Raw genomic sequence first — 10,866 nt, forward strand, 5'->3', positions numbered from 1 at the left:
TCCAGAATTAAATCCTATTGAAAAAAGCTGGGCTATTTTAAAAAAATCAGTTACAGAATTACTTCGTAAAATGGACTCTATAACTGATGCAATAACATACTATTTAAAAACTAAATGACTATAACATCTAAAGTAATAGTAGTTTGAAAGTATTCCCCTTGTTGACTAGATATGGACATATCACCATTATGCAAATCAACAATTTGTTTAGTAATTTTCAATCCTATGCCACTCCTACGGACTCCAGAAATATCAAAATGAAATTCTTCAATTTTATTAATATTTTTAAGTCTATCTGAAGAAGCTCCTATTCCATTATCTAGTACAGTGATTGAAAATTTATTATTTGGCAGAGATTTGAGGATAATTTGAATGTCACATCCAGAAAGATTATGGAGAACAGAATTGTAAATTAAATTATGGATTATTCTTGAAATGAGAGATTTTTCGACATACATTTTTTTGTTATATAAACTTTGATCAGAAGTAAATTCAAAATTGAAATCGTGCCAAATCTCTTGGTTTATTATTTGAATAACAATATCTTTAAAGAATGGAATGATGTATACAATCTCTTGTTTTAATATCAGATTTCCATTTGTTAATCTTGCAAAAATATTTAAATCATTTATAAGGTTTTGAATATAATGGCTTTCAACTAATGTAGGTTTTAGGTACTTTAGTTGAGCATCATCGTCAGCTTTTTCAATGGCTAAAGATATATTGGAGACAATAACTGAAAGTGGAGTTTTTATGTCGTGTGCTATTCCTGAAATCCAATCCTCTTTAAATTCCTCATTCTCACGAAGCTTTTGATTAGCAGAATTTATAGCGAAAGTTAATTTATCTAATTCTTCTACAGATTTAACTTGCATATTTACCCCGCTTGGCAATTTGCTGATTGCGGAAATAATAGGTTTAATATTTCTATCTAGGAAAGTTATACTATATATATAGAGGGACAGGCAGAACAAAATATTGATAAAAATAATCGATACGATAATAATGGGAATAATTTGAATCCTTTTCAAATCAAAATAATTATTACTGTAGCGAATAATACTATCCTTTGGGAAAGCGATAATATATATATCTTGGTCGTTTTCTTTAATTTGAGTAAATACAGGATAGTCTTTTAAATAAAATCTTGAGAAGCGAATAACATCTGCAAAATTAAACTGATTAGTTATATCTTTAGGTTTATCAATATTAAATTTTTCTTTACCACTATTTTTATCAATAACCATAATCCATAAGTTATTTTTATTGATTAAGTTCATTGCTTTTTGACTGACAATATAATTACCGCCGGAAAAGGTGATTTCAGATGATACTGTTTCTATAATGTTGTAGGCAGATTGTTGACTACGTATATAGTTTCCTGCTAGGAAAAGAAGCACTATATCAACTATTATGATAAAAATGAACGACAAAATAAATTTTAATATATTTTTTTTGAAAATATTCATTTGATCACTTCTTATTTAAAATGACAAGTTTATATCCAAGTCCTTTAACGGTAATTAGATGATTCGGTTTAGAAGGTGAAATTTCTATTTTTTCTCGAATATTGCGTATATGAACCATTAAGGACTTTTCAAATCCAAAGCTATCCACTCCCCAAATAGTATCGCAAATTGTCTCGGTAGAAACAATATAATTTTTATTGGCAAATAGTTTCCGAAGAATTTGAATCTCAGTGGGCGTTAGCGAAAAATTAAGATCATTTTTTTTAACACTCGCATTATTTAAGTCGATTGTGCAGTCGGTCAATTCAATAAGTTCAGATTCATCTCTGTATGCTCTTCTTAATAATGCGATTATACGATATGTTAAAGATTTAGGTAAAAAAGGTTTTGTAACATAGTCATCTCCCCCCGAGTCAAGTCCTTTAATTTCATCATCAGGATTATTTTTAGCAGTTAGGAATAGAATTGGAACATCTGAAATTTTTCTTACATATTTAGAAAGCAAGTACCCCTCTCCATCTGGTAACATTACGTCCAGAATAATTAAATCAATTTGAGATACTGAAATAATATCAATACCTTCGCTAATACTATAAGCAAAACTAATGTTTTTAAATCCACGACTTATAAGAACTTCTTTGATTGATTTGCTTAATGCGATATCATCATCTACTATTAGTATATGTTTATTCAATAATTGTGTCTCAAAAACCAAAATTTCACCTCCAAATTTCACATATATTATATCATAAATGAATCTTTTTAGAATTTTTCCACTAATATATAATGACGTCTACAAAAAATACATTTTAAAAATTATAAAGTCTTTGACTGGAACTATTTTTAATGGATTAGATATTAATCTTATATTAATTATTTTTCTTCAAAAATCTTAAAGTTAACTTTAAGTTCTCTTTATGTAGACTTTAGGATACTCATATATTATGAACTTGTAACAACAAAGATGTCTATATGTCGGTAAAAGATAGAAAGTGAAAAGAGTTATGAAAGATTACTATGGATTAATGAATACAATTCAAGAAGTAAGTCTTGAAGAGTTAGATCAGATTATTGGAGCTGGAAAAGACGGAGTATTGAGAACTATCTCTCATGAATGTCATATGAATTCATGGCAGTTTTTGTTTACATGTTGTTCGTAAAAAATCTAGAAGAGAGGTAACATTTATGCAAAAAAATACTGAATTAATGAATATAATTCAAGAAGTAAGTCTTGAAGAGTTGGATCAGATCATTGGAGCTGGAAAAGACGGAGTTTTAAGAACTATCTCTCATGAATGTCATATGAATTCATGGCAGTTCCTATTCACTTGTTGCTCATAAATTTGCTTATTTTAGATATCTTTGATGTTACGTAATAGAGGAATTCCTCTTAAAACACACAGACAGACCTAAAATTATTTTGGTCTGTCTTTTTAGATATGATGGTCGGTTACGAATTATTTTTGAAACAACGAGCAATTTCCAAATGTAGCTACTGTATAAATAAAAGGTAGATGAAGGAATAACGAAATTATTTAAACTTATGCGGGTTTCTGTGAGGTCTATTGAAAAGTCAATCTCCATTTGATAGTAGCTAAGCTGCTTCTGAAAAGTATAAATTTATTTTAAATTTACCATTTCTTAAACTTATCTTTAAGTAGTAATACTAAAATCAATATATAAAGAAACGCAATAATCAAAAAGAAAATAAGGAGAAAATCATGAATATAGAGTCAAACAAAGAAATAAATATTGAAGCAGTTGCTGCACTAGAGGAAGTAAATTTTGAGGAATTGGATATTCTTTTAGGAGGAGCAGGTCATGGTTTTAATACAATTTCAGCTGAATGTCGTTGGAATAGTTTACAAGCAATATTTACATGTTGTTAAAATAAGGAGGTGAATAGTATGGAGGAAAGAGTAATTTTATACAGTCAATTTAATACTTTTCCAAAAGTATTTATAAAAAAATTTTTTCCAAAGTTATTATTGGATGATGATAGGGATATTATTGAATATATTGAGAGAAAGATTTCAGATTTTTATCGTTCGACACTAATTTATTTAATAAATGAAATGCGAATTGAAGGAAAGTTAGTAGGTTCTACACCAGAGCTTCGTTATGAATTTTTTAATAATGTTTTATGTCGAAATGGAATAATATTAGATGAAATTGAGAAACGTTTTCCGGAAATAAATCATCGTGTTATAGTGAGTATTCAGAAATATTTAAGTTTAATTGAATTTGTAAAAAGTAAATTCATTTCAGATTTTTCAGAATTAGTAAAACATAGATATATTGATAGCATCACTTTAGTTCCAAATTTAAATGAAATTAAACTTAAGGTTACAGGAGATATTCACAATGGTAACGGAGTTTGTGTAGTATCTTACCAGGGACAAAAGGTTGTATTTAAGAAAAAATCACCTAAACCAAACATTTTTATAGATCTATTAGATTCTAGAGTTAGTGAGTATCTAGCTAAAGACATTCATTTTATCCCTAATTTTTTGAATAAGGGAAATTATTTTTGGGAAAAATTCATAATAAGTAAGCCAATTAATTCGAAAAATGAAGCTGAGGAATATTATCGTAGAGTCGGTTATTTATTAGGATATTCGTATATCCTAAATATTTCGGATTTACATTTTGAAAACTTGATATCTTCAAATATTACACCTGTTTTGGTCGACGTTGAAACAATTTTTTCGATATCACCCTTTGATACATTGGCTAATAATTGTGCAACATTTAATATTATTGAGAAAACTAGAAACTCTGTCCTCTCCACAGGTCTTCTTCCGATTGCTGATTCAGATATAGTATTTGGTGGAGATACAAGTGGAGTTCTTGGGGGAACATTCACCGGAGAAATTAAAGTTGTAGTTAATCATAATCGTGATGATATCCATATTGAAAAGAAAAAATACCAGTTCGAAAATCAGGAGCACTTACCTTATTTCCTTAATCAAGAAGGCGAGAAGCATTATCTTGATGCAGTAAAATATATTGAATGTATTAAAAATGGATTCCGAGAAATAGGGACATTTTTTCTAAAGGAAAAACGTTTCCTTAAAAAACTTTATTTAAATAACAGTGATATAGAGACTAGAATTTTATTTAGGAATACCAAAGATTATAGTTTGATTCGACAGTTACTAATTTCACCAGTATACTGTGATAAGTCGAAAGTGCTTTTTGAAAAGATGTCTAATAAGCTATGTGAATATGATTGTGATACATTAATCCAATCAGAAAGAAATCAACTATTGAATATGGATATTCCATATTTTAATACTAGTATTAAAAGCTGTGATATTAGGAATGGAGAGACAATAATTTGGAGATTAAAAATTTCAGCATTGAATATGGCTCTAAAAAAATTAGAACAGCTTAGTAATGAATTAATTGAGGAACAGATTGATTTGATAGAATTTTCAATAAGAACTACTCAAGCTTTGTATAGTCCAGAACTTCAGGAAGAGTATAGAAAATATGAATGTGCTAATGTTGATGACAGTATTTTGAATAAAGGAATTAATGAGTTAGTAGATATCATCTTAGATAACGAAATATACTCATTGAAAGATAATAGTACAAATTGGCTAACATTGAAAGTTACTGACTACGATGCTTTTGAATTAGTACCAATGGATAATTCGGTGTATGAGGGGTTGGCTGGTATAGCTATTGCTTTATCTGAAGCTTATGAATTTGTTAATTCATCGAGACGAGAGAAAATTAAGTGTTGTTTGAGTCGAATATTAACAACTTTGCTAAATTTATATACTAAAATAGAAAACAAATCATACTATGTTGGAAAATTAGGTATTCTTTCTGCTATTTCTAGAATATGCTTGATAACTGATCATAGAATTCCAGATGATATATCTAAAATCAGAGAGCAGTATTATTTAAATATAGAGGCACCTCAAGCTGACTTTTTATCAAGTTTTCCGAATGAAATAGTTGCATTCAGGAATACAGATACAAATATAGAAAATCTATCTCAATCATTTGTAAAACTTAAAAAATTAGCCTTTAAAAACTCGGATTATATTTGTTGGGATCAAATAGAGGTGAATAATGTTAGCCTTGCTCATGGTAATTTAGGAGTGGAGATAGCTTTACTGTTTTTGGCAAGTAAAGGCAATCGTTCTGATGCCTTAGATTTATTTAATAAGGCTAGACTTTTTGAGAATCAGCAAAAACAACATAAAGGATGGATTGACAAAAGAAATGGAAAGACGAGTGCGAATTGGTGCCATGGTTCCACAGGGGTGTTAGTTGCAAGGTTGGCACAACTACAATTAAACGATAAGTATAATTTTTTATCAGATTCTGATGTAATAGAGATGGAGGAAGATGTAGAGCATGCAGTAAAACAAATTATTGAGATTGGTTTTGATATGACTAATTTTTCTTTATGTCATGGTACTAGTGGAAATTTATTAGCTCTTAGCTATTATTCAAATCATATAAAGAATAGTCAATCTAAAATAATTAAAGAAATTTTAGATAGAGAATATAAAAAATTACATTCTTTTGGTCTAGAAAAAGGTTGGATGTGCAGTTTTAATACAAAGTATAACGTTTATGGTTTAATGACAGGTATTTCAGGAATTCTATTGTCTACAGCAAAATATCTAAAAAAAGATAAATCGCTTGATATTCTTATCCCTAACTTATGAGTAGCAGAGAGGAAGAAAGTCAATGAAGATTATTTTACAAAACAATGAAGAAGATTGTCTTCTAGCTTGTTATACTATGATGTTGAATGATTTAGGGCACAAAGTACCTTTATATGAAGTTTATGATAAAGATTCCTTACCAGCAGATGGTCTAAGCTTATCTTATCTATTAACTTTAAATGACAAATTTGGAGTGACTATAAATGCTTATCGAACTTCATTTGATGATTTATTGAGAATTTATAAAGAAACAAAGAGAAGAATGATAATCCACTGGAATAGTGATCATTTTGTAGTTTTAGAAAAAATTAAATCTGATCAAGTTTTAATTGTGGATCCAGCAATTGGCCGAATTAGATATAATAAAAGTGAGTTTATGGAACATTATTCTGGTACGATGATCATGATAAACAAGCGTTATGCTTTTAAGCCAGAAAGACATAGACCAATTTTTTGGAGCTATTTTAAGAAGACGATTCAGATTAAACCTATTGCATTATTTATATTATCTCTTTTGTTTATTCAAGCGAGTGTGTTATTGTTTTCAATAATTTTAAGACATATGTTAGCAGATGATTTTAAATTCAGTGCAAATTTATTGCTAGTTAGTCTGGTGATATTTTTTCAGTTATTTGGATATTTTATCAAAAATATAGCATTGAATAATTATAATAAAGATTTTGATAAATTTTATAGCGATGAGCTATTTGCAAGTATTTTAAAAAAACCTTTGTTATATTTTCGAAATCAATTAAGCGGAGGAGTTTCTGAAAAGATTAATTTAAAATCAACATTAAGAGATAATGTTACGCTAAAAATTATACCGTCATCTATCAGTTTAATATCAGGTTTGGTAATTTTTGTTTATTTAGTGATGATTTCTAAAAAACTAACAGCAATTCTAGTTACTATAATTGCTGTATATAGTATATTGTCAATATTACTTTACTATAAGCAGAGTGAGTACAATCAAACATATTTGCAGCATCTTATTGATTTTAATTCTGAATTGCAGACTGACCTTGACGATATTGACTATATAAAAATAATGAGAAAAGAAGAGAGAACTTTCAATTCTTGGATGACCTTTAATAGCAATGTTACAACAAAATATTCTCAAATTTTGAGGATTGAAAATCTATCTCAATTAATGGGAACTATATTTAACTACGTTAGTTTTACAACGATTATAGTTATATCAATTTATTATAGATCATATGTAGATGTATCGCTTTCGGATTTGCTTGTATATCAAACAAGTATTTCATTACTGATTGCAGCGATTGAGCAAGTAAAAGGAGCAATTTTTGAAATATTTCGATTGGAGATTTATGCCGAGAAGCAAAGCGACTTGTTGAAAGATTCACGCCCGATTACAGTACCGGCTTCAGATTCTAATGATTATTTAATAAAGACTGAAAATTTGAACTTTTCTTATTCAGATAAGCCAATGTATAAGAATATTAATTTATCAGTCCAAAGAGGAGAGAAAATTGCCATAGTTGGAAAATCAGGGAGCGGTAAATCTACATTATTATTACTTCTAGCAGGCATGCTTCGTTACAGTGGATCTATTAGATACGGAATAGAAGGATTTGAGAAATATCTTAGTGTAGTTTTACAAAACATGACACTTAGAAAAGGAAGTGTGTTGGAAAATCTTGAATGGACATCGAATGATTTATCACCTCTTTATCAGATATTGAAAGATACAGCTGCTGATGAAGTGATTTCTCAGTTACCTAATAAAATACATTCTAAACTACTGAAGCAGGGAAAAAATCTATCAGGTGGACAAATTCAAAAACTCCTCATAGCCAAATCATTGATAAAAGATAATGGTATTGTTTTGTGGGACGAAGCGTTTAGTAATTTAGATGAACACAGTAAAAATAAAATCTATGAAAATGTTTTGCAGTCTTCTAGGTATTTGGATAAAACAATGTTGATTGTGAGTCACCACTTAGATATAGTGAAATTTGTTGATTATGTCATATTTATTGATCAAGAGTCTGGTGAAGTGATTAAAGATAGTCATAATAATCTTATGAAAACAAACTTAAATTATGGGAATTTTATTGGTTCTGATCTTTAGACGAAATACTGTTTCTATTAATATTGTCTTTAATTTGTGAAGGTCGAAATAAGGTAGAAAGGTAAAGCCATGAAAGAAGGCTAATGAGGGATTAAAAATGAAAAATGTGATTGAATTGCGTAGACTATCAAAAGTATATAAAGATATTACCACAGTAGACTTAGGAAAAATTACTGTACGTAAAGGCGAGATATACGGCTTTCTTGGACCTAATGGTGCCGGGAAGACTACAACTATGAAAATGATTTTGTCTTTGATCAGTCCTACTTCTGGAGATGTTATAATAAATGGCGTTAATATAAAGGAGGATAAAGAATATCTAGCACAAATTGGTTCAATGATTGAGGAGCCTTCTTACTACCCTAATCTTACAGGTTATGAAAATTTAATGGTTTTTCAGAAGATGGTGGGATTTGAAAAAGAAAATATTTGGCCTACCCTAGAGTTAGTGGGATTATCTGATGAAAAAAATCGAAAAAAGGTAGTGAGAGATTATTCACTCGGAATGAAACAAAGGCTCGCACTTGCTTTTGCATTGATTAAGAAGCCCAAAATTCTTTTACTTGATGAACCGACCAATGGTCTTGATCCAGCTGGTATTCATGAAATTCGAGAATTAATTTTGAAGTTAGCGAAGGATGAAGGACTGACAGTATTTATTTCTAGTCATATTCTTACAGAGATTGAATATATTGCAGATAGAGTCGGTATTATAAACCATGGGCGTTTAGTTTATGAAGGGGAAATAGAAACAATTAAAGCGAATAGATGGGTGGAGATTGGAGGAGATTTTTCACAAAATAATATAGTTCAAAGCTTAGTTGATTTTGGTTCAGTAGAAGTTCTAGATGCATCTACGTGTCATGTCAAAATTAGCGACATTGATAATGATAAGTTAGCAGATGTGGTAAGTTATCTAATAAAAAATGGTTATCGAATTTTTAAAGTAATTAGAGATAGTGAAACACTAGAGGATATTTTTTTAAAACTAACAAAGGAGGGATAATATGAGAGGTATATATATTGAATGGTTAAAAAGTAAACGAACAAAATCTTTTTCAATAGCAATTATTTTAATTATTGTTGCAACACTTTGGAATATTGTTATGTTTATGTCATCATTCTCTTCACACCCAGAGTTAAAGGGAATGGCTATATTATTTAGCAATCAAAATGTCAACCTCCTCATGTTTCCAGTAGCAGTTTGTGTATTCGCAGCTCGCATTGTATGGAATGAGCGTGAAGGTCAAACTTTTAAGTTGCAATTTGCTAATGGTCGTAATCTCCCTACAATATTTGTAAACAAGTTACTTTTTATGCTATCTTTTTTTAGTGTGATGTCAGTATTGGAGATTCTTGCTATTTGTATTTTTGGACAACAAGTAGGTATTAGTATTCCTTTGTCTATCATCTTATGTCAATTCCTAGCTCAATTCTTTTCAAGTTTTTCTTTGATTTGTATCTACTTGTTCTTAGCGTTGATAATTGAAAAACAAGGAGTATTATTGACATTAGGTTTACTGGGAGGATTTTTAGGTATTATTCTAAATCCTAGATCTTATGGTCTTAGTAGTCTAATTAATCCTTTGACAGGCTTTGGTAGCTTGGCACCATATAAATATCAATTTCTAAGTGGTGGAGAATTTGTATACACTCTTGATGGTCAATTACTTTGGAAATTAGCAATTTTCACTTTAAATTGTTTATTGTTATATGGTTTAGCCAATCTTATTTTGAGAAAGAAAGGGCATTAGGATGAGAAATTATTTTGAGGCAGAATGGAAAAAAGCTAGAAAAATTCAACTCCTATTGATTGGAATGACTTTTCTAATATTTTCTAGTTTTATAGGGTTAGGAATTTATTTTTCAAATAAGGAGGTTTTAATAGAGGGAACACAATCCTTGGTTTTATGGGGACAGTTGACTTTTTATAACAGCACTTTTCTTTACTCTCCAATGCTCGCTATTATCGCTGGACTACTAATTACTCCTGAATTCGAACGAAAGAATCTTGAAATGTTGAAAGCAAATCAAGTCTCTATGTGGAGAATGTACATTGGAAAATTATTGTGTGGATTCATTATTGTTCTTCCAATCCAATTAGTATTGTTATTTATCTTTATCGTAGCAATTAGGGCTGATGGAATAATTTTAGATTTGGGTTTGCAGACGTATCTTAAATGGATTTTTCTGTCACTTATAGCGTCAATTTCAATAATTACTGTTCAATCCTATATAACTGTGAAAACAAGAAGTTTCAGTAAAAGCGTTGGAGTTGCGATAGTTGGAAGTGTATTGAATTTTGTACTTATTTTTATAAGTGAAGACTTAACAAAATTCTTTCCCTATTCTCAGCCAATGGTTGCACTTCGAAGCAGAGCATTAACGGATTTGAATTCTTCTAATTTGATTATTTTTCTTTTTGTAAATCTCGCCCTTTCTTTGTTGTTCTATAAGTTAACTGTTGATGTTTTGGAAAAAACGGATTAAATTTTCTACCATTTGTCAACCAACTTCTCTAAAAATGGGCCAATTTATTTGGCAGAGTGGTGCCTGTTGAGCCTAGTTGTAAAGCTAAGAGAAGGGGATTTGGTGTCAAGGCCTTGAGCGT

The 10,866-nt window shown here is 29.7% G+C and carries 10 protein-coding genes; 8 read left to right on the forward strand and 2 right to left on the reverse strand.

Annotated elements, in window-relative coordinates; genetic code table 11:
• Positions 1-110: 110 nt before the first annotated feature.
• On the reverse strand, positions 111-1,469 hold the full coding sequence (locus tag ACXM1Q_RS07830; RefSeq protein ID WP_458517581.1) for a sensor histidine kinase: 1,359 nt from the start codon (positions 1,467-1,469) through the stop codon (positions 111-113).
• A 4-nt stretch (positions 1,470-1,473) separates the two neighbouring features.
• Positions 1,474-2,184 carry a response regulator transcription factor gene (locus tag ACXM1Q_RS07835; protein ID WP_458517582.1) on the reverse strand — a complete coding sequence of 237 codons (711 nt, stop codon included), beginning with the start codon at positions 2,182-2,184 and terminating at the stop codon, positions 1,474-1,476.
• 289 nt (positions 2,185-2,473) lie between these two features.
• Between ACXM1Q_RS07835 and ACXM1Q_RS07840 the strand changes: the two genes are divergently transcribed.
• From ACXM1Q_RS07840 to ACXM1Q_RS07875, 8 genes are all read left to right on the forward strand, one after another.
• Entirely contained in the window at positions 2,474-2,629 is a 156-nt protein-coding gene (locus ACXM1Q_RS07840; protein ID WP_458517583.1) for a lacticin 481 family lantibiotic, read from the forward strand.
• 25 nt (positions 2,630-2,654) lie between these two features.
• Entirely contained in the window at positions 2,655-2,810 is a 156-nt protein-coding gene (locus ACXM1Q_RS07845; protein WP_458517584.1) for a lacticin 481 family lantibiotic, read from the forward strand.
• A 380-nt stretch (positions 2,811-3,190) separates the two neighbouring features.
• Positions 3,191-3,358, forward strand: a complete 168-nt coding sequence (locus ACXM1Q_RS07850; RefSeq protein ID WP_458517585.1) for a lacticin 481 family lantibiotic — start codon at positions 3,191-3,193, stop codon at positions 3,356-3,358.
• Between the two features lie 18 nt (positions 3,359-3,376).
• Complete coding sequence (locus ACXM1Q_RS07855; protein WP_458517586.1) at positions 3,377-6,160, forward strand: type 2 lanthipeptide synthetase LanM family protein; 2,784 nt, start codon at positions 3,377-3,379, stop codon at positions 6,158-6,160.
• Positions 6,161-6,182: 22 nt separating this feature from the next.
• Positions 6,183-8,255: a cysteine peptidase family C39 domain-containing protein gene (locus ACXM1Q_RS07860; protein WP_458517587.1), complete on the forward strand. Its 2,073-nt coding sequence runs from the start codon at positions 6,183-6,185 to the stop codon at positions 8,253-8,255.
• A 97-nt stretch (positions 8,256-8,352) separates the two neighbouring features.
• Positions 8,353-9,261 carry an ABC transporter ATP-binding protein gene (locus tag ACXM1Q_RS07865; protein ID WP_458517588.1) on the forward strand — a complete coding sequence of 303 codons (909 nt, stop codon included), beginning with the start codon at positions 8,353-8,355 and terminating at the stop codon, positions 9,259-9,261.
• A 1-nt stretch (position 9,262) separates the two neighbouring features.
• Positions 9,263-10,009, forward strand: a complete 747-nt coding sequence (locus ACXM1Q_RS07870) for an ABC transporter permease (protein WP_458517589.1) — start codon at positions 9,263-9,265, stop codon at positions 10,007-10,009.
• Position 10,010: 1 nt separating this feature from the next.
• On the forward strand, positions 10,011-10,745 hold the full coding sequence (locus tag ACXM1Q_RS07875; protein WP_458517590.1) for an ABC transporter permease: 735 nt from the start codon (positions 10,011-10,013) through the stop codon (positions 10,743-10,745).
• The last annotated feature ends 121 nt before the right edge of the window (positions 10,746-10,866 follow it).

Source organism: Streptococcus sp. 10F2 (genome assembly GCF_054331515.2).

Bases quoted from the DNA above. Each gene is read 5' to 3' on its own strand.
- ACXM1Q_RS07830 (WP_458517581.1), bottom strand. From the start codon at position 1,469: ATGAATATTTTCAAAAAAAATATATTAAAATTTATTTTGTCGTTCATT.
- ACXM1Q_RS07840 (WP_458517583.1), top strand. From the start codon at position 2,474: ATGAAAGATTACTATGGATTAATGAATACAATTCAAGAAGTAAGTCTT.
- ACXM1Q_RS07845 (WP_458517584.1), top strand. From the start codon at position 2,655: ATGCAAAAAAATACTGAATTAATGAATATAATTCAAGAAGTAAGTCTT.
- ACXM1Q_RS07850 (WP_458517585.1), top strand. From the start codon at position 3,191: ATGAATATAGAGTCAAACAAAGAAATAAATATTGAAGCAGTTGCTGCA.
- ACXM1Q_RS07855 (WP_458517586.1), top strand. From the start codon at position 3,377: ATGGAGGAAAGAGTAATTTTATACAGTCAATTTAATACTTTTCCAAAA.
- ACXM1Q_RS07860 (WP_458517587.1), top strand. From the start codon at position 6,183: ATGAAGATTATTTTACAAAACAATGAAGAAGATTGTCTTCTAGCTTGT.
- ACXM1Q_RS07865 (WP_458517588.1), top strand. From the start codon at position 8,353: ATGAAAAATGTGATTGAATTGCGTAGACTATCAAAAGTATATAAAGAT.
- ACXM1Q_RS07870 (WP_458517589.1), top strand. From the start codon at position 9,263: ATGAGAGGTATATATATTGAATGGTTAAAAAGTAAACGAACAAAATCT.
- ACXM1Q_RS07875 (WP_458517590.1), top strand. From the start codon at position 10,011: ATGAGAAATTATTTTGAGGCAGAATGGAAAAAAGCTAGAAAAATTCAA.